The sequence below is a fragment of the Vibrio sp. DW001 genome (assembly GCF_029016285.1).
GTDB lineage: Bacteria > Pseudomonadota > Gammaproteobacteria > Enterobacterales > Vibrionaceae > Vibrio.
In genome coordinates, this window is sequence record NZ_CP091976.1 from 850,349 (window position 1) to 870,516 (window position 20,168).

17 protein-coding genes are annotated in these 20,168 nt (G+C 41.9%); 10 read left to right on the forward strand and 7 right to left on the reverse strand.

All coding sequences use genetic code 11. From position 1 onward, the window contains the following. Positions 1-267 precede the first annotated feature (267 nt). The 3 genes from L3V77_RS21210 to glgB all read left to right on the forward strand — a co-directional run bounded on the left by L3V77_RS21210 (position 268) and on the right by glgB (position 7,475). Entirely contained in the window at positions 268-2,721 is a 2,454-nt protein-coding gene (locus tag L3V77_RS21210) for a glycogen/starch/alpha-glucan phosphorylase (RefSeq protein ID WP_275136816.1), read from the forward strand. Between the two features lie 161 nt (positions 2,722-2,882). After that, entirely contained in the window at positions 2,883-5,060 is a 2,178-nt protein-coding gene (malQ, locus tag L3V77_RS21215; RefSeq protein ID WP_275136817.1) for a 4-alpha-glucanotransferase, read from the forward strand. 234 nt (positions 5,061-5,294) lie between these two features. Further along, entirely contained in the window at positions 5,295-7,475 is a 2,181-nt protein-coding gene (glgB, locus tag L3V77_RS21220) for a 1,4-alpha-glucan branching protein GlgB (RefSeq protein ID WP_275136818.1), read from the forward strand. A 43-nt stretch (positions 7,476-7,518) separates the two neighbouring features. On the opposite strand, the gene L3V77_RS21225 is transcribed toward glgB, so the two are convergent. Both L3V77_RS21225 and L3V77_RS21230 read right to left on the reverse strand, forming a co-directional pair. Beyond that, positions 7,519-8,133, reverse strand: a complete 615-nt coding sequence (locus L3V77_RS21225; RefSeq protein ID WP_275136819.1) for an START domain-containing protein — start codon at positions 8,131-8,133, stop codon at positions 7,519-7,521. 99 nt (positions 8,134-8,232) lie between these two features. Continuing rightward, positions 8,233-9,192, reverse strand: coding sequence for an AEC family transporter (locus L3V77_RS21230; RefSeq protein ID WP_275136820.1), 960 nt, complete (start codon positions 9,190-9,192; stop codon positions 8,233-8,235). Between the two features lie 171 nt (positions 9,193-9,363). On the opposite strand from L3V77_RS21230, the gene L3V77_RS21235 reads away from it, so the two are divergent. The 4 genes from L3V77_RS21235 to L3V77_RS21250 all read left to right on the forward strand — a co-directional run bounded on the left by L3V77_RS21235 (position 9,364) and on the right by L3V77_RS21250 (position 12,951). Next, positions 9,364-10,209 (forward strand): alpha/beta fold hydrolase, encoded by an 846-nt coding sequence (locus L3V77_RS21235; RefSeq protein ID WP_275136821.1) that lies wholly within the window; start codon positions 9,364-9,366, stop codon positions 10,207-10,209. Positions 10,210-10,222: 13 nt separating this feature from the next. Further along, positions 10,223-11,410, forward strand: coding sequence for an MFS transporter (locus L3V77_RS21240; protein ID WP_275136822.1), 1,188 nt, complete (start codon positions 10,223-10,225; stop codon positions 11,408-11,410). 8 nt (positions 11,411-11,418) lie between these two features. After that, the gene (locus L3V77_RS21245) at positions 11,419-11,967 is read left to right on the forward strand and encodes a DUF1415 domain-containing protein (RefSeq protein WP_275136823.1); all 549 of its coding nucleotides are present in this window, start codon (positions 11,419-11,421) and stop codon (positions 11,965-11,967) included. A 306-nt stretch (positions 11,968-12,273) separates the two neighbouring features. Continuing rightward, a complete protein-coding gene (locus L3V77_RS21250; RefSeq protein WP_275136824.1) occupies positions 12,274-12,951 on the forward strand; it encodes a LuxR C-terminal-related transcriptional regulator in 678 nt (225 codons plus the stop codon). A gap of 87 nt (positions 12,952-13,038) precedes the next feature. On the opposite strand, the gene L3V77_RS21255 is transcribed toward L3V77_RS21250, so the two are convergent. The 3 genes from L3V77_RS21255 to L3V77_RS21265 are packed head-to-tail and all read right to left on the reverse strand — an operon-like array spanning position 13,039 to position 14,802. Then, on the reverse strand, positions 13,039-13,875 hold the full coding sequence (locus L3V77_RS21255; RefSeq protein WP_275136825.1) for a CsgG/HfaB family protein: 837 nt from the start codon (positions 13,873-13,875) through the stop codon (positions 13,039-13,041). A 22-nt stretch (positions 13,876-13,897) separates the two neighbouring features. Further along, positions 13,898-14,299 (reverse strand): curli assembly protein CsgF, encoded by a 402-nt coding sequence (locus L3V77_RS21260; RefSeq protein WP_195705760.1) that lies wholly within the window; start codon positions 14,297-14,299, stop codon positions 13,898-13,900. A gap of 14 nt (positions 14,300-14,313) precedes the next feature. Next, positions 14,314-14,802 carry a curli production assembly/transport protein CsgE gene (locus L3V77_RS21265; protein WP_275136826.1) on the reverse strand — a complete coding sequence of 163 codons (489 nt, stop codon included), beginning with the start codon at positions 14,800-14,802 and terminating at the stop codon, positions 14,314-14,316. A 389-nt stretch (positions 14,803-15,191) separates the two neighbouring features. Between L3V77_RS21265 and L3V77_RS21270 the strand changes: the two genes are divergently transcribed. The 3 genes from L3V77_RS21270 to L3V77_RS21280 all read left to right on the forward strand — a co-directional run bounded on the left by L3V77_RS21270 (position 15,192) and on the right by L3V77_RS21280 (position 17,472). Next, a complete protein-coding gene (locus L3V77_RS21270) occupies positions 15,192-15,803 on the forward strand; it encodes a hypothetical protein (RefSeq protein WP_275136827.1) in 612 nt (203 codons plus the stop codon). 44 nt (positions 15,804-15,847) lie between these two features. Continuing rightward, positions 15,848-17,125: a hypothetical protein gene (locus L3V77_RS21275; RefSeq protein ID WP_275136828.1), complete on the forward strand. Its 1,278-nt coding sequence runs from the start codon at positions 15,848-15,850 to the stop codon at positions 17,123-17,125. A gap of 92 nt (positions 17,126-17,217) precedes the next feature. Beyond that, positions 17,218-17,472, forward strand: coding sequence for a hypothetical protein (locus L3V77_RS21280; RefSeq protein WP_275136829.1), 255 nt, complete (start codon positions 17,218-17,220; stop codon positions 17,470-17,472). 46 nt (positions 17,473-17,518) lie between these two features. Here the strand turns inward: L3V77_RS21280 and L3V77_RS21285 are convergent, their stop codons facing one another. Beyond that, positions 17,519-17,992: a hypothetical protein gene (locus tag L3V77_RS21285; RefSeq protein ID WP_275136830.1), complete on the reverse strand. Its 474-nt coding sequence runs from the start codon at positions 17,990-17,992 to the stop codon at positions 17,519-17,521. A 10-nt stretch (positions 17,993-18,002) separates the two neighbouring features. Beyond that, a complete protein-coding gene (locus tag L3V77_RS21290) occupies positions 18,003-20,114 on the reverse strand; it encodes an LruC domain-containing protein (RefSeq protein ID WP_275136831.1) in 2,112 nt (703 codons plus the stop codon). Positions 20,115-20,168 lie beyond the last annotated feature (54 nt).

Below are 20,168 nucleotides of genomic sequence, written 5' to 3' on the forward strand. Positions count from 1 at the left end.
AAATCGACATATTTCAGTTACTTTTTTCGATAGGTCATTTTTAGCCGATTTATGGCTAATTGAGGTAAAGAGATGTACACGTGACCTGAATCACTTAAGTTTATTAAATTAACCGTAGTAGTGTGATTTAGATCTTGAATTGTGTAGGAGTAGATATCTACGCCCTAACTACTCCTCCTCCGATACCACGTTTATGGGAGGATGTTCTGCTACTTAAGTCAATGCAGGATATGCCACAGATAAATTGATAATTAATGAGATTTCGCTATGAAACCAACTCAACAAAAGAAATTTGATAAAGCCTCTTTCCAAGCTAGTGTTAAGAAACATCTAAGTGCAACTTATGCGACCACAATAGAGCATGCTGACTCTAGAGCTTGGTACCTAGCAATGGGACGCGCATTGGCTGAATTGACCACACTTGACCTATTAGAAACGGAAAATGACAAGGCTATTCAAAACGCGAAGAGCGTTAACTATCTTTCTCTAGAATTTTTAATCGGTCGCCTAACAGGTAATAACCTGATTAGTATGGGTTTGTACGGACAAATTACGGACGCGATGACTGAACTTGGTCAGAACCTTTCTGACCTGCTTGAAGAAGAACGAGACCCATCACTAGGTAATGGTGGTTTGGGTCGTCTTGCTGCATGTTTCATGGATTCGTGCGCAGCTCAAGAATTTCCAACAATTGGTTATGGCCTTCATTATGAATATGGCCTATTCAAACAATCTTTTGAACAAGGTCATCAAAAAGAAGCGCCTGATGCGTGGCGCGGTGTTGAAGGCTACCCATGGGAAGTTGCTCGTCCTGAATATGCGCAGCAAATTGGTTTTTATGGCCATGTTGATTCTGAGTTTGTTAACGGTATAGAAAAACGTTGTTGGGTGCCAGGTATGCAAGTTCAAGGTATGCCTTGGGATCTTCCAATCGTTGGTTACGAAAGTAATACAGTTTATCCATTGCGCCTTTGGGAATGTCGTGCAATCGCACCATTCTCCTTGGAAAGTTTTAATAATGGTGATTACTTTGAAGCACAGCATGCGCTGATCGACTCGGGTAACATTACTAAAGTTCTTTATCCAAACGATAACCACGAAAAGGGTAAAACACTTCGTCTAATGCAGCAGTATTTCCACAGTGCTGCATCAATGGCAGACATTCTACGTCGTCATGATGCGGCGGGTCATAAAATAACCGACTTACCTAAATATGAAACCATTCAGCTTAACGATACGCACCCAACAATCGCTATTCCTGAATTGATGCGTATTCTGATGGATGAGCGTGATCTTTCTTGGGATGCCGCATGGGCTATTTGTTCAAAAACGTTTGCTTATACTAACCATACGTTATTGCCAGAGGCACTAGAAACGTGGAGTGAATCACTTATTCAGCGTCTTCTTCCTCGTCATATGGAAATCATCTATCAGATTAACCACCTATTCCTAGCCGATGTACGTGCTAAGTGGCCTGGTGATGTTGAAAAACAACGTAAGCTTTCTATTATTCAAGAAGGTTTCCACCGTATGGTGCGTATGGCAAACCTATGTGTTGTTGGTTCATATGCGGTCAACGGTGTTGCGGCTCTTCACTCTGCACTGGTTAAGCGCGATCTATTTCCTGAGTTCAATGAGCTGTATCCAAACAAGCTACAAAACGTAACTAACGGTGTGACTCCTCGTCGTTGGTTGAAGTTCTGTAACCCAGGACTTTCGGACTTAATCTCTGAGAAAATTGGTACTGAGTGGCCAGCCGATCTTGATCAACTGACACAAGTAGCAAAATTTGCAGAAGATAAAGCGTTCCAAAAACGATATATGGCTGTTAAGAAAGAAAACAAGCAGCGTCTAGCCAACTGGGTACAAGAAAACATGGGTATTGAACTTGATACCAATGCCATCTTTGATGTCCAGATTAAGCGTCTTCATGAATACAAACGTCAGCATCTAAACTTGCTGCACATCCTATCTTTGTATCATCGTTTATTGAACGACCCGACATTTGATATGGCACCACGTGTTGTATTTTTTGCAGCAAAAGCGGCGCCGGGTTACCACCTTGCTAAAGAGATTATTTACGCGACAAACAAAGTGGCAGAGAAGATCAACAATGACAAACGTGTTAATCACAAACTCAAGGTTGTATTTATCCCAGACTACCGTGTAAGCATGGCGGAAATCATTATTCCTGCTGCTGACGTCTCCGAGCAAATCTCTACCGCAGGTAAAGAAGCGTCTGGTACAGGCAACATGAAGATGGCTCTAAACGGCGCGTTAACTATCGGTACGATGGATGGTGCAAACGTGGAGATTCGTGAAGAAGTAGGTGATGAAAATATCTACATCTTTGGTTTGGATGTTGATGGTGTGGAAGCTCTACGAGCTAGTGGCTATAACCCATTTGACTACTACAACTCAGATCCATTATTGAAAGCATCATTGGATCTACTTTTGAGCGATGAGTTCACACCAGGCCAACCCGGCAAGCTTCGTGCGACATTTGACAGCTTGTTAGATGGTGGTGACCCTTATCTATGTCTTGCTGATTTCTCTTCTTATGTGAAAGCACATGAAGATATGGATGCACAGTACCGTGACCAAGAAGGTTGGGCACGTAAAGCGATATTGAATACAGCACTGGTCGGCAAATTCAGTTCTGACCGATCAATTCGTGACTATGTAAATAATATCTGGAAACTAGAAGCCGTTAAGCGCTAGTTATAAGATCAAAGCCAAGGTAGAGATTATCTTGGCTTTGATACCCAATCCATTAGCCGTTTTCACCTTGTTGAGTTGTTGGATAAAGACTTCTACTGGATTTGGTATCTAATGCGTACCCCTACTGAAATGAAGATGCTAATGCAGCTTCGGAGAAAATAATGAAACAACAATCAGCACTAAAACAAGTCGCTGAAATAGCTAGAATTGCAGATAGTTATGTCAGTGCATGGGGAGAAGAAGCGACCGTTAAAGACGAGACCATTTGTCGACTGCTCGCGTCTCTAGGTTACGATACATCGAGTGACGAAAAGTTACTCAAATCTGCCGAAAAAAAGCATAAGAAAGATGTATTAGATTCTGTGCTTGTTGTTCGTGGTAGTAATCAACCTGTTGAAGTGAGTTTGAACTTAGGTGTAAGTGCACGCGAAAGCGAATTTAGCTGGCGTTTGGAAACAGAGCAAGGTGAAGTACTTGAAGGGTATTTACAATCTCAAATTGTTAGAGATGAACGCGCTGAAGGCGGGTCATTGGTATTTCAATTGCCGAATCTTGCTTGGGGTTATCACAAGCTGATTGTTAGCCGTAAACGTCGTAAGACACCTTATGAAATGACATTGATTGTGACCCCGACGGCTTGTTACAAACAAGAGCAGATCGAAGCGGGTAAAAAAATGTGGGGGCCGAGTGTACAGCTATATACTCTACGTACTCAACACAATTGGGGTATTGGTGATTTTGGGGATCTTAAACAACTTGTCGCTGAAGTGGCGTCACGTGGTGGTGATTTCGTTGGCTTAAACCCTATTCACTCACTGTTTCCTGCTAACCCAGAGGGTGCTAGCCCGTACAGCCCATCTTCGCGTCGTTGGTTGAACGTGCTTTACATAGACGTAAGTTCCGTTCCTGAGTTCGTATTAAGTGTTGAAGCTCAGCAAAAAGTTGGCAGCACTGATTTCCAACATCGATTGCAAAGAGTTCGCGATGCTCATTGGGTCAATTATACTGAAGTTGCAGATCTAAAGATGAGTGTATTACCTCTTCTTTATGACGAATTTAAAACACGTCACTTAGATAAAGAAAGTGAGCGTGCAGCTGAGTTTTTGGCCTTTATCGAAGAAGGTGGAGCAAGCTTAAAACATCAAGCTGTTTTTGATGCGTTACACAGCAAGCTACACAAAGAAGACTCTTCGGTTTGGGGTTGGCCTGTTTTCCCTGAACAGTACCGTCATTTTGATAACACCGCTGTTCAAAAGTTTATTGCGGACAATCAGGAATTAGTTCAGCTGTACTTTTATCTTCAATGGGTGGCAGATAGCCAGATCCATGAAGCGCAAGTATTGGCTGAAGAAAAAGGAATGGCCGTTGGTCTTTATCGAGATTTGGCCGTTGGTGTTGCTGATTCTGGGTCCGAAACTTGGGCAGACGATGGTGTACTCGTTCAAGGTGCAAGCATCGGTGCTCCACCTGATGTATTAGGGCCGCTTGGCCAAAACTGGGGGCTACCACCACTTAACCCTCTGGTATTGCAAGAAACCAGCTACGACGCGTATATAAAACTGCTTCGAGCCAATATGAAGCATTGTGGTTCACTTCGAATTGATCACGTATTAGGGCTGTTACGCCTCTGGTTAATTCCTAAAGGTGAAGGTGCAACAGAAGGGGCCTATATCTACTATCCAGTAGAGGATATGCTTGCCATTCTTGCGCTTGAATCTCATCGACATCAGTGTTCTGTGATTGGCGAAGATTTAGGTACTGTACCTGATGAAATAGTGGATATTCTTGCTGATGCGGGTGTGCATTCGTACAAGGTGTTCTTCTTTGAAGTCGCGGAGGATGGCGGTTATTATTCTCCAGCGCATTACAAAGATCAGTCTATGTCCGCTCTTTGTACGCACGATATGCCGACATTACGTGGTTTCTGGCACTGCGATGACCTCAAAATGGGCAAAGAACTTGGTTTATATCCAGATGAAAAGCAGCTTGATGTTCTATTTGATGACCGTTTAAAATGTAAGCAAGAGATACTTAATAGTGTCGCTTGGCATGGCCGCTTGCCGGACTGCGTAGGAAGAGATGCAACCTTAGTCGCAATGGATCAACACTTAAGTGAGGCATTGCAGCTTCACCTTGCTTCTGGCTCTTCAACCTTGTTGAGTGTTCAGTTAGAAGATTGGCTAGAAATGGATAAGCCCGTCAATATTCCAGGTACGGTCAATGAATATCCTAACTGGCGTCGGAAGCTTTCTGTTGGGTTGGATGACATATTTGCTCGCGAAGAAGTGAATAGGATTGCAAGAAGACTTACAGAAGTGCGTCAGGAAGCTGGAAGATAGGTCAATTTCTCGTAGAAAATATCGATCAAGTCACTCCACATTTTCCGAGAGTCCGATAGAATGGGACTCGCTAATACCCGCTTTTAGCGGGTATTTTTTGGTAAGTAAGAAATATTAACCTACGTTAGTTGTTAGTGCTTTATCAGTTATGGGAAATTCTCACTTTATCCTTCTATTATTAATGATTGAAGAAGACAATATGAGAATAAATATTATTGCATCGGGAGACGACAGTTGAAAAAAACAGAGATTTCAAAAGAAACACAAACGTTTGATCAGCTTTCTAAAGCAGCATTTGCGGATCCGTTTTCATTCTTAGGGCCGTATCATCATGCCGACAATGTTCCTTTACGAGTTTGGATACCAGGCGCGAGTAAAGTTGAGTTAGTTGTGGGTGATGAGCCTCGCGTAGAACTAGAAAGAATCAGTGGCGATGGTTTTATCTTAAAGCAAGACAGGGATTTAAGATTTACGCATTATAAATTGGCTGTGGATTGGAATGGAACAGAGCAAATCCTTGATGACCCTTACCAATATCACGGATTATATAGAGAATTCGAAGAGCTGCATTCCCCTGTCAAAATGTATCATTACATGGGTGCACAATTAGTTACCATGGAGCGTGATGGCGAACAAGTGAACGGTACTCGTTTCTTAGTTTATGCCCCGCATGCCTCCGCGGTCAGCCTTATCGGTCCGTTTAACTCATGGGATGGCCGTCGCAATCCTATGCAGCGTTTAGATTATGGTATTTGGGGTTTATTTGTCCCTGATCTACCAGAAGGTGCTCAATATAAATATGAGATCAAAGGTCCTAATGGTGAAGATTTACCACACAAAGCGGATCCATGGGGTTTTCATGCAGAGCAGTACCCTTCCTTTTCTTCTGTAGTTTACGATCACAATCGCTACGATTGGAAAGATCAGAAATGGCAGGGCAGAGAAGTAACTGAAAAACGAAAAGAAGCGCTCTCTTTTTATGAATTACATGCTGGTTCATGGAAACGAAATAAAGAAGGTAATTTTCTCAACTATCGTGAACTAGCGGCTGAATTGGTTCCGTATCTGAGTGACTTAGGTTATACCCACGTTGAGTTGATGCCTATTTCAGAGTATCCATTCTATGGTTCTTGGGGCTATCAACCTGTTGGCCTATTTGCCCCAACAAGCCGTTTTGGTTCACCCGATGACTTTAAGTATTTCGTAGATGCATGTCACGAGGCAGGTATTGGTGTCGTACTCGATTGGGTTCCTGCGCATTACCCTGCCGATAGCCATGGCTTGGCTAATTTTGATGGTACGCCACTGTACCACGACCCAGATCCTCGCCGTGGTTGGCATCAAGACTGGAATTCATACATCTATGACGTAGGTCGCGAGCACGTTCGTCGTTTCTTAGTATCGAATGCGCTCTATTGGTTTGAACAATTCCATATTGATGGTATTCGTGTGGATGCGGTCGCTTCGACTCTTTACCTAGATTATTCTCGCAGCCATGATCAATGGATTCCAAACCAAGATGGCGGTAACGAAAACTACGATGCGATAGCCATGTTTAAATGGGTAAACGAAGAGGTTTACAGACATTTCCCGAATGCAATGACAATTGCTGAAGAATCAACGGCCTTTCCAGGTGTTTCCGCTCCTACATTTATGGGTGGTTTGGGCTTCGGGTTTAAATGGAATATGGGTTGGATGCACGATAGCTTGTCTTACGTGCAAGAAGATCCTGTTCATCGAAAATATCATCACAACACCATAACATTCCCTCTTATTTATGCGCACAGTGAGAACTACGTGTTGTCACTCTCTCATGATGAGGTGGTTTATGGTAAGCGTTCAATCCATAACAAAATGCCGGGTGATGAATGGCAACAGACCGCTAACCTAAGAGCGTATTTGGGCTATATGTATGGTCAGCCAGGTAAGAAACTGAACTTCATGGGCACTGAATTTGGTCAAACTTCAGAGTGGAATCATGATGAACAGTTAGAGTGGCACTTGCTTGAATTTGCTCGTCATCAGGGTGTGCAAGCACTTACTCGTGATTTAAACCATTTGTATAGCGGTGAGCCCGCGATGCACGATCAAGATTGTGACCCAAAAGGCTTTGAGTGGCGTCTGCAAGATGCAGACGATGCCAGTATTTTGGCACATGAACGTATCAGTGAATCTGGCGAGCGCATACTTGTGATCACCAACTTTACTCCTGTACCGCATGAGGGTTTCCGCTTAGGTGTTCCTAATAAAGGTATGTACGAGTTATTGCTGAACACTGATGATGAGAAATACAATGGCAGTGGTTTTGAAGTACTTAAGTCAGTGAAAACGGATAAGGTAGAAAGCGAGGGTTTAGATGACTCACTGTCTTTACATCTTCCTCCGTTGTCGACGCTATTTTATAAATTAGCGTAAGTATACGAATAACATCGGCACTGTGTTGTATTGATAACGCCTTCTACTGATAAAGTGGGAGGCGTTTTTTTAGGTTTTGAAATGTGCTGGACACGCTGTTTATCGTGATTTCATTTGCCAACCACACGGGTATTATTCCATTAGGATTTGCATAAGCAGTATAAGAGATATGAGTCATACCATTGCTGAGTTTTTGCACGGTCCAATTTGCCTGCACATCGGTAATTCGCACTAATCCAGTTTGTTTAGGTAAGGATTGATGGGCGTCTTTAACAGTAAGTATCAGTGTGTTTTTATCAGGTTGGTAGATCGTGGAATAAGTAATCATGTCTCTGTTAGAGCTAGGCCACGGGGCGGAAAATATGGTTTGAACCAAATATTCGTTAGGTGAAATTCTTTTTAAGATAGTCGCTTCTTTTGCGTGATCAACCCATTTCGATACGCTTTCTGCGTCGCTCAATAATCTCATGCAGGCTTCTAAAGAGGTCATGGTGACCATTTGAGCTCGGATCTCAATTAACCCAATCTGTCTTTCTCGCTTATGGATTATGATGTCATTATCGGTCAATACTGGCTGCCAGGGCTCTTCAGCGAGCACATTGGATGCGGGAAAAAGGGAAAGAAGTATTAACCAAATCAAACCAACTCGACTGCGCAAATTTACCTATCCTTGCATAATGTTACTGAAATTGTAGGTGGATATCGTCTAAGTCGGTCGCGCGGTATCCGTTTGATCACACATGTACTTGGCTTGGTATTACATCAAGTTTAGGCTTGAAAGAATAAATATTCCTAAAGTGCAACTAAAAAGTGAAGCGACCGTAGTCAGCGCAATGATATTTGCCGCTAACGAAGCGTTTCCTCCCATCGCTCTCGCCATGACGTAACTCGCTGCGGCAGTTGGTGCAGAGCTCATAAAGAAGACAATGCCTAACTCTACGCCTCGGAAACCAAAAAATACGGCGGTAACGGTTATCAACATCGGGGCTATAATAAGTTTATTTATTGTCGCAAACCAGGTAGTTAGCTGATCGTTTTTGAGGGATTTCATATTCAATGACCCTCCTGTACACAGCAGCGCTAGGGGCAGTGTCATTCGAGCAAAATACTGACCAGCATCCATGACCATATTTGGCACTGGTACGGCTAAGAAATAGAAAGTTAAACCAAGCATGATAGAGATCACTAGTGGGTTTTTAGTGATGGTTTTAATGATGACACCCACGGCTTGAAAGCGGTTGCCTTCATCTTGTTTAGGGCTTAATGCGATAACCGCAAGAATATTGTACAAGATAGTCATTGGTGCCACATAAATAGCGGCAAGGGCGACACCAGTGTCGCCGTAAGCGTTAGCGATATAAGCCAGCCCAATAATCGCTGTGTTTGCTCTGTAGCTCCCTTGGATTGTTACGCCGTTGTCGTCCGAATGCGGAAAGAGACGTTTCGTTAAGGTGAAAACGAGAATAAAGAAGATGAGATTGGCTGTGATGCCATAACCGATGAGCGCAGTACTATTGGAAAAATCGTGTTCTGAGCCAACAATACTTAAAAACAAAAGGGCTGGCAGTGTAACTTGAAAGACAAGTTTTGAAGCAACATCGATAAATGAATCATTGATAAGTGCGACGCGTTTGAATACCACACCAAGCAATAACATAAGACAAATAGGCCCAGTGATAGAGACGGAAAACAGTAACTGTTCAATAAAGCTGCCCATAAAAATCCTTTTGGGGGAGAGAGTTATCGCGGATAGTTATTGTTGCATACCTATCAACGAATGAAAACTGAGATCGAAAATCAAGATGTTTCGAAAATGTTACTAGAACTTTAAAGCTAAACTGATATAGTGCATTCAGTCTAAATTGGCGGAAATAAAGTAGGTAGTAACGTGAGTGGGAAAATTTACTTCAATACAGCAGGCAAGTTTAGTATTAAGAAAAAACTGATCAATGTAACGACCCGTCTTCACCATACTATTGCTCCTAATCATGCAAAAAAAACCGCCAGAAAGTTGCTGCTTACTCCCATAAGAAGCAAGCCATTCAATGATGAACCAGAAGGTTTGGTGCACGGAGAAGTAGAAACGTCTGAAGGGGTAATTAAGACCTATTCGTTGGGAAGTGGCCCAACATGGGTCCTTACGCACGGTTGGTCCGGTACCTCTAGCCAGTTCTATCCTCTGATGGAACATATCGCGTCAAAAGGCTTTACTGCGTTTGCTTACGATCATCCAGGACATGGAAAAAGCGGCGGCGCTTATGGGCATATTCCCGTGTTTGTTTTTTGTCTAGAGAAGGTATTAGATAGTGTGAATGAAGTGGCTGGGCTTGTAGGCCACAGTATGGGAACGGCATCAGCGCTTGAGTGTAAACATGTAAAGATAGCAAGCTGTCCAATGCTTCTCATCGCTCCGGTATTAGACTATTTAGACAATCTATTTGGCAGCGTTGAGCGATCAGGTTATTCGATAAAGTTGTTCAAAGACGTTGTCACAGAAATATCGCAGCAATACCATTACCCTATCCATATTATTGACCCGTATCAACACTTACTGAACCGTGATGCTCAAACTGTTATTGTGCACGATGAGGCCGATAAATTTACGAAATTTTCGGTTTCAAAGCAGGCGTCTGAAGAAGGGGGGCAAGTGACTTTAGTTGCAACAACTGGCCAAGGTCATGGGCGAGTGATGAAATGCCAGCAAGTGATGGATAGTTTTGATCGATTGATTTAGGTAACGGTTCTGTATGATCGAATTTGGTAGCAATGAGTACAAAAAGGTCAGCGTTACCATGGCGTTGGGCTCGTTTCTTATTTTTTGTAATCTTTACCTTTTCCAACCTATTCTGCCCCATCTTGCTAAAGAACTTGCTATCAGTGCGACTCAGGTTAATTGGATATTCGCTTCAACGACCTTAACCTTGTCTCTATTTTTAGTACCTTGGGCATTAGTTTCTGAATCCTTTGGGCGAAAGAAAGTGATGTTAATCGGGCTTTTCGTCCCACCTATCATCAATATCATCATGCTGGTAGATTCGAGCTTTTATAGCATGGTTATCGCACGAGCATCCATGGGGGTAGCGTTGGCTGCTTTCGCTTCTGTTGCCGTTGCGTATATGGCAGAGGAGATGTCTCCCGCGGCGCTAACACAAGCCGTAGGAGGGTATATCGCCGCTAACTCTCTAGGTGGTATTACTGGCAGGATTGTCGGTGGCGTACTCACCGATTTTTTCAGTTGGCAAGTCGCTGCGATTATTATTGCAATAGCAACGTTAGTTGGCGGTTTTGCAGTACTGAAGAACCTTCCTGCACAAAAACATTTTAAACCGCAACGAGGTGTGTTTTTTCACCACAATCGCCAGTTGATACAACATCTGAGAAATCGAGAAGTCTGGTTCGCCATGCTCATCGGTGGTTTTAACTTTGCTCTTTTTGTTAATCTGTTTTCAGTGATCGGGTTTAGGTTGTCTGATGAACCTTATAATTTACCCTCTAGTCTTACTTCTCTTACCTTTCTCTGTTACTTATCTGGCACACTAAGTTCTGGCTATAGTGGAAAATGGGCAGCAAAAAAACACCCAATCACCGGCATGATTTTAGGTACTATTACCACAGGTTTAGGCATGTTTTTGGCTTACTTTGATAGCATTCCATTTATGCTCTGCGGGCTGTTGTTGATCAGCAGTGGTGCTTTTTTTACGCATGCACTTGCCTACGGTTGGGTGAGTCAAAAAGCGATAACGGCGAAAGCAACAGCAACAGCACTCTATTTGGTCCACTATTACGTAGGTGGTAGTTTAGGGGGATTTTTTCTTATTTATTGCTGGCAGCATGGAGCGTGGTTAGCCGTGATGGCGGGTGGTACACTGCTTTGCTCGGCTATATTTTCTTTGTGTTATTTGCTGAAACATAACCAGAACAAAACGCTTTCATAGGAGATACTTTGAACGATAACCAAATAATAACGCAAACTCAACACTGGTTAGAAGAGGTCGTTATTGGGCTTAATCTTTGCCCTTTTGCGGCGAAACCGAATCGCAACAAACAGATTAAAATCGAGGTTTCTCATGCAGAAACTGAAGAGAAGCTGTTAGAAGATATTTTGGCGCAACTGATGACCTTGGATTCGACAACTGCAGAGCAGTTGGAAACCACTCTGGTGGTGATACCCGATATGTTGCAAGATTTTTATGATTACAATTTGTTTTTAGATTGGGTTGATGCCCTTATTAAGCAACAAAATTGGGAAGGAATATTTCAAGTCGCCACGTTTCATCCCGATTACTGCTTTGGTGGAGCACATCCAGATGACGATGAGAATCTAACCAATCGCTCTCCGTTTCCCGTACTTCACCTAATCAGAGAGCAGAGCATGGAACGGGTATTGAAGCATTATCCTGACCCAGAATCCATTCCAGAGAACAATATCCAACGGGTAGAGTCTTTAAGTGACGAAGAAAAACGCCGACTTTTTCCTCATCTGTTTGAGTGAGATAAACGATAGCGATAGTTCTTATAAACTTGGTGCTTTTAGGACTAGTACTTCCACAAGAAAATCCTTAACTTTAGGTTTAGTTAATTCAATAATTTTGCTCTATTAACTATGTTTTATCCTTCTCAAGTATGAGATTGATATGTAACTAATTGATATACAAAGTATCATTAAGAAATTGCTTTCTAATACCAAATAATTAATAAATATGAAACTTGACTTCCATCCTAACTATTCATATTTTGGATGTATTCCCTAGTGGGGGAATGAGTTGTCTATGAACCATATAATAAAAATAGTGAAGTTATGAAAAATGAAGAAAAAGTCTATGAGACTATTACACTCATAACTGAGAATAGTCTGCAGTCCTCGTTGTTAAAGGATGCGTTAGAAAAATCACTCGATACCTCTATCGATATTATTGCGATTAATAATCTATCAGAGTCACTATTCATTAAAGGTAAAAAAGTGAAGGGCTTGGTTGTGATTGATATGAGTGTCTGTTCTGAAGAACGAATAGAAAGGTATGCTGCATGTCGAGATGCTTACTTTCCCAACAGCGGGGAAGCGTTGATAAACTGTGATAAATCTTGCCAGTATTCAGACCTCAAAAACTGGACTAATTTAGTGGGTGTATTTTATAACAGTGATGACATTCATCTGCTATCTCAGGGGATGGATAAGATATTGCGTGGAGAACTCTGGTTAAGTCGCAAGCTAGCGCAACAATATATACTGCATTACCGTAAGACCACCAGTGTAAAAACCAGTTCCTCTTATGGGAAACTAACCAAGAGAGAACAACAGATTATTAAGCTGATCGGCAAAGGTGATTCTAATGTTCAGATTGCTGAAAAATTATTTGTCAGCGAGAATACGGTGAAGACACATTTGCACAATGTGTTTAAAAAAATCAATGTAAAAAATAGACTTCAGGCGCTTATCTGGGCGAAGGGAAATATAGGTACTGAAGAGCTTGCTTAACCCCTAAATTATTAAAATAGATGCCCATGAATGAACATGAGTATCTATTTTAATATGTTTCATTATTACATTTTTAAGCAATATTTATTACAATAATTGAGGTTTCTCTTGCGAGTACCTTTTAATAATTGGATTGTCCATTTCTTCTGGATTCGCTGGTTGCCACATACCGCGTTCAATACCTTCAACCACTAAATGTATGACTGAGGCGTCAATCGCAGACATCACCGCGACATTGACAGGCTCATTATTTGTAAAACCGGTTTCCACTTCTAACAAGTCTTTGTAGTCAACATATCGAAATACATCACCCGTCACCTGTAGAGAGAGAATGGTTTTACTGGTGGTTACACTTAATAATATCTGGCCGGTTCTTACGTCCACCACACGAAGGTTTACGGTTACCATATCACTACGGTATTCACTCGCACCGCCAATACCTAAGTAACGAGCACCAAAACCACCGGTTTTGACATTTGAGTCGTAGGCAACAATACCACCTTCAATGACCACGTTTGCGGAACTTAAAGACGTTAATTCGGAACCATGATTAGAAAGGTTTTGGTTTTTCTTCTGTGCGGCACGAATAATTTTACGTTCTGTCAGTAGATTCTGTAATCCTTCTCTTTCTAAAGGAATAAACCAATTGGAGTCGAGTAGAGACGTTGTTAATAGAGCGGTACCACCTTGAGGAACTGCGGTCGAGAAATTACTGTTTGGAGAGGGTTTATACTGACCAGTTTGGTCCCTAAAATCATACACTGATACTAATATTTTTCCTCTTGGCCTAGGTAAGGCAACGAGATCCGAATACGTTGCTCCTCGTGGCATAAGACGTGGCGTTTCATCTGCATCAGGAATGCTCAAAGAGTTAGAACATCCCGCTAAAATCAACAGTGTGACGACCGTAATTAGTCTTTTCATCGTACTTCCTTGTGATAAATTATTAATCAGGGTTAAGGCCGCTAACATTGATTCTGGTGGATTCACCGGTTTCATTGTCGACGATAATAACAACCAACCCGGAACCTTCTTCTTGAACATTTAGTGTAAAGTCTTCGGTTACAAGGCTACCGGTCGTATTACCCGTTCCTATGTCTGCCAAAAGTTGACTCAATAATCTTGATTCCAGACTCGAAGCCAATCTGTCCAATGCAGATTCTTCTTCGTATAAGTCTTCTGACGCTGGCGCCTTGTAATCATTAATCGCATTGGCAACACCGAAAAGGTGAGTACTGTTCCCTGAGTATCCACCAAAACTGGGGTTTACGGGTGTATAGATCATCTCTGATGCCATCGTGCTGGATGCGAAAAAGACCAGCAAACTCATTGTAAATTTAATTTTCATCCCTGCCTCTTCTATTAAAACTCATCATGGTCCAAGTCAAACGTATCCTGAAATAGTCTTTCAGCTTCCCATCTAATGATGTAATCACTTACTGCACTCACTGCTTCATCGGCCTTTTCTTGTGCTTGTCGACGACCAGGAGAAAGCGCTGCTCTATATATAGGTTTTCCAGAATGATAAACACCGACTATGCTTCCAGAGAGTGCAGTCGGTCTTTCTCTAATCTCGAAGTTCTCTTTTACATTTTCGTATCGCTCATTCAGTCTCTGAGAAAAAAAGAAGTAGAAATCCTCTCCTAATCTCGTCATTGTCCTATCTACAATTAATCCTGAAACCTCATCAAAATTTTGAAAGCTTGGTTTTTTCACTTCAAGCTGCTGGTTGTTTTCTAGCGGTTTATCATGTTCCAATTTCTGTGTTGTATCTTCTATCTTAGCCAGAGCCGACGAGATGAGAAAAATAGTAGAAAACAGTGTTAATACAGTGACTACTTTAATTGTCATATTAATTTCCACGTTAGGCTTTCAGGTTAGACATAAATGGTAACCATCTAATAGCTATATTTTAATTTTATATTGAAAATTTATCAATCACGAAAGTTTAGTTTCATGAGTCAAGTATATAAGTCTTAAAAGTAAGACTGTCAATTCTGTGTCAAATACAGATTAATAAAAATTAGTTTAATTAGCCGCTACTAATATATAAAGTATAAGTAAACTTTCGTATTAGTCCGCACAGGAAAATCTAATTAAATTTGTCTGTATTTTTTTAATTTACTCATGCGAAAGCTAAATAAATAACTTAGATAATCAATTTAAAGTTTATTGCCGAATCCTCTTCAAAATCCAATAATGTAAGCGTTCATAGGGAACAACGGAGCAGGGAGTGCAATATGAGGATTGTTAAGGTTATACCTAAAGTCTTGGCCCTTTCTATTGTTCTGATATTTCCAATGGAGACCTTAGCGTCGTTTGATTTTTCATCAGACAAGTTTGTTGATGGGGGGTTTGACAGGTCGGATTCGTTTGACCTATTAGCCGGCTCTGAGCTTGATAGCCATTACAATAATTATGCCGATGTACAAATTACAGGGGCAAGTTATAACCAAGTAATGATTGATCAAGATGGTTTTGGTAGCGGAATTAATAAAGCACGAGTGATTATAAAAACTGGCTCCTCAGATAATAACGTGTATTTGTCTCAGTACGGTACTAATAATACGGGATTAATTACACAAGATGGAGACGGCAATACTGCTTTATTGGTTCAAAGTGGCAATGGTCAAGAGGGCTACATTTTGCAAGAGGGCGATAATAATCTAGCGTTTCTTAAGCAACAATACAAAAACCGTCGCTCTAGCAGTATCAGTATCGAACAAATGAATGATAACAACGTTGCGTTAGTTGTGGATCGTGGTGGTTCCAACTACAGCATCAAACAGAATGGCGGGTCCAAAATAGCTGTATGGAGCAGCATGGGCCGACATATCAGTATTGAGCAGTAACTGAAAACTATATTAATAATATCTAAGGATAAAGGACGTCTATTATGAAAAAATTAGCAATAGCTATCTCATTAGCATTAACTACAGGCAGCGTTATGGCTTCATCAGGAACTGAAGTCGCCATTGACGATCTAAGCAGCTTTGTAAATAGCCAATATAGTGACAATCAAGCCGATGTTAGCCTAACGGGTGCTGATAGAAATACTGTGACGATTAACCAAGACAGCGTTTCTCCTTACGGTCTTGAAGGTAACACGGCGGTTGTTGGTGTTACAAATGGTAACGGCAATGCTGTCACCATCACGCAACAAAGCTCACGTAATGAAGGTTATGTGCAGTTGAATGGTAGTAGCCGAAACACGGTTGGCCTGATGCAGAATGGCGAAAGTGATGATGCGCAAGTGAAAGGTGCTGGCTCAAACGGCAACGAAGTAACTATTACTCAAGCAGGTCTTTCAGAATCTGATAAGAATGAAGCTGTAGTTGATTTGGTTTCTGCTGATAGAAACAATGTGACTATTACGCAAGGGCAGAGTAACAATGCGGGTGTTAGAGTCGCTCATTCAGATGGAAATACAGTGACGATTGCACAGGCTTCTGGTAACGATGGTTACTGGGGCGGTGCGTATGTTGATATCCGTAATGGGTCAGATAGAAATAACGTTTCAATCACTCAAGAGGAATGGAACCTTACAGAGTTGAATATGGGTGCTTCTAGCCATAATACAATTACTGTAACCCAAGATCGCGGTGATGAAGCTTACATTGACTTAATGAACTCTAATAACAACGGTATAACAGTCGATCAAAATTCTGATTCTTGGAACCTTGCTGAAGTAGACCTTAGAAACTCTGATGGTAATACGGTTGATGTCGAGCAAAATAGAGGTAACTATTTTGGAGATAACGGTGCATTCGTCAATATGAGAAGCTCTAACGGCAACGATGTAGCGGTTACGCAATCTCGTCGAAACAGTGCAGATGTGGACTTGACTAATTCTGACGGTAATGTGATTGGCGTTGAACAAAATATAAATAATACAGCAGACGTAGATTTGATTAATTCTGACCGTAACATGGTTATTGTTGACCAAAATAGAAATAATATTGCTGATGTTTACCTAAGATCATCTGACAATAACGATATCGAAGTACTTCAGAACTCTAGTACTTCAGGTGCTAATATTTCACTAATCAACTCTAATCGTAATAATACGAATAATGGAGGTAGTGGTATTTATGTTCAACAGACGTCTCAAGATTGGGCTAATGTTAACCTAGTATCTTCAAACAATAACTCTGTTTACATTAACCAAAACTAATAAATACTATCTTTGATATGTATTATTCGTTAATAAAAGCGGCGCTATGCGCCGCTTTACTCATCCCATTTTCCGCTATAGGAAGTGAATCTATGATAGAACATAGAGGCCTTTCCATCGACTGCAGTAAACAAGACACTCAAATACGTCTGCTTATCACTTCCAAAGATGAGAGGGGACAGTTGAAGCTCTTATCCGATTCAGGTAACCGTTTGTCTAGCACTATCAATAAAGGGTCGACGGTTAATTATCGTATGAACGCAGAGCAATTCCCTCTCACCGTTATATACGATGCAGAAGGAAAAGAAAGCCAGTTTGTAATTGGTGTGGATTGTGTGCCTGAATAAACGTCATTTCTGACGTTTATATTGATATCTCATTGAAGAACTGACGTTACTCTTCCCATACAAAACGATTTCCTGTAGTACTAAATACCTTTTGCAAAGGTGGGTTCCCATCGTAGGTCCAAACCTCTATTAGGAACTCCGAAGTAGAGCTTGATAACGAAAATGAAACGTCTATTATTCCTGATGTTAACGGTCCCCCTGTCACCTTGCTACCATTGTCGGCCTGATAAGTGCCATCTGATCTCGTCGTAAAGCCCGAGTAAATCGACAGATAACTTCTTGTGGAGAACAGTCCGGATAAACTCACGTCCAACTGATAGGTTTGAATAGCCTTGTAACTGAACCCATCGGGAATCGAGAGGTCTTGCATATCTCGAAGCACGACGAGTTCGATATCTTGGGTTGAACCCGTGTCTGATTCAGCAGGCGTATCTGCTGAGGGAGATGAACCACTATCTGACCCACCACCACCGCCGCAAGCTTGAAGTAAAACCAATGACATTATCCATAATTTTCTCATAACGCTGCTCCTATGGTTGATAGATTTTGTTTGTGACGGCTTTGTCTGATATAAACCAATCCTTTTCCAACGTACCGCCACTTTCGGCGTAGGTCGCAAATGCTGGGTAGGCGTTAACCAGATCAACCCTCTCTAATGGCCATTGCCATTCATCAGTAATCAATAATGCCCATGGAAGATTGTCTGCGGTCTTAAAATAGATCGCATTGCTGGCATCACTGGCATCAATACCCAGCCCCCACATTGAATCACCATCAAACTTTTCGGTTGGGCTTTGGTCTGGTAGATGAACCTCCCATTTTCTGCCCGGGTGGAGAGGAAGGCCTTCTCCGTGATAGTATCCTGGCGTTGAGAAGATAAAGGGGTCATAGGGCATACTTGCTATGTCATCAACCGAAATGCCATCGACGATTGAGATATGCAATTCAAATGTGAATGATTCATTTTCTAGACAAGTGGAGAGGGTTCTGAAATAGCGACAGTCTGTCCCTTTTTCTTTGTTTAGCTCATTTGAGACGATAAAGATGGCTTCATTGCTATCAAGCTCAAGGCCACTGTTTGTCTGTTGACGGTCATTGTGTATTTGACGAGTAAGGGAGGTATCAATGTTGTCGCGGCTTAATCTAGGTAATCTGATTGCAAATCCGTTGTGATAATCCGCACCAAAAGCAGCGAGTCTCCCTTTGATAAAGGATTTTTTAATCTCTCCATCTTTAAGAACTTCAGTGATCCTATAATGAATGACGACATCGTTCATATCGTAATCGGCGGTATAGGGCCAGTTATCTTCGTAGGCTAACGTGGCGTATCCAGTCTCATTTGGGAAGTGCCGAACGGTGATCCCTTCTGAGATAACCATGATCTGATGATCTTCAACTTCACCAGAGGTTGAACCGCCCATTGGGGATAGGTTAGTTTGTTGGCTGAATCGAAATCGGCTCCATGTTAACCCTTCAACCGCGTCTATATCGGCAATAAAGAAGAGTGTATTGTTTCCTTTTTCTAGCACGGTATCGGAGAACACTTGTTCTCCATCATCAGTGAAATCACCATCTTGGTTCCAGTCAATCCATGCGGAAAGATAACCTTGGCTCGATGCTTCTACTGTTATTATCGCGTCTAGTCCCGCCTCTATAGCGGTAACAAAGCCAATACCATCTTCATCATTGATACCAACCGAATTATCACTCAGTGGTGCAACCAACCCATCTTGTTCGCCATCTGGCGCCTGAGAGCCCATCCAAGTCAGGTTGTCGAGCTGATGTCTCGGCCCATTGTTCGCGAGTGTGGTTTGGTAAGTATCTGGTGCATCGCCAAAATCGATCGTTGAATCTTCATCGATGACCGGGGCATTAGCACAGCGAGCACCATCGTTCTGATTCGACATTGGACCATCTGCAAATTTTACTGCTGTCACTAAGCCGTTATTAATATTGGCTTGATTCGATAGATCTATTCGGTAGATATAGCCGTCTTGGTTTCGTGCCACATAGTAGTACCCGTTCACATCAAAGTAGCCAGCACCAAACGTGCCGGTTTGACCAGTGTCTCCAATATAGGTGCTTTCACCTGAGCTGGTATCAAACTGATAAAGGTAGCCGGAATTGTTATCTATGCCATAGAGCTGGTCGTTGCCTGGATGAAAGGCAAAATCAGTCAGGTTTTGACTGGCAATGTTCGTGATCTGTTCCACTTCCAGTGTGGCGTCACTGTCTATGTCTAGAGGGGATAGATCGATCTTAAATAGCCCTTTACCTTGGCGATAAAGATAATAGTGCTTATTGAAGACATCACCGACATAAAAGGTATAGTCACTCGGTAAACCAGAGCTATTTACGGTCTCAGCTTGGAAATTTTTGCCCAAGCGGACAATCTCTTTACGTGTCGTGTCGTAGCCATAAATATAACGCCCTTCAAAATCAAATCCGACGCTATTAATGTTGCTACTGACCCCCGTGTCTCCTTGTAAAAGCGAGGTCTGGCCGGTAACAAGATTTACGCCATAGACTTGAACGGGTTTCGACTGGAATAGATACGCTCTGCTAGGGCAGGTGTCGAATGGTAGTGCATAGACACCTTGTGACGAGATGACAAGGAGGAAAAGTACAAGTAGTTTATTCATTGAAACGTCCCTTAATAATGAAATACTATTAAAGGTGTATCAATCTCTGTGCCA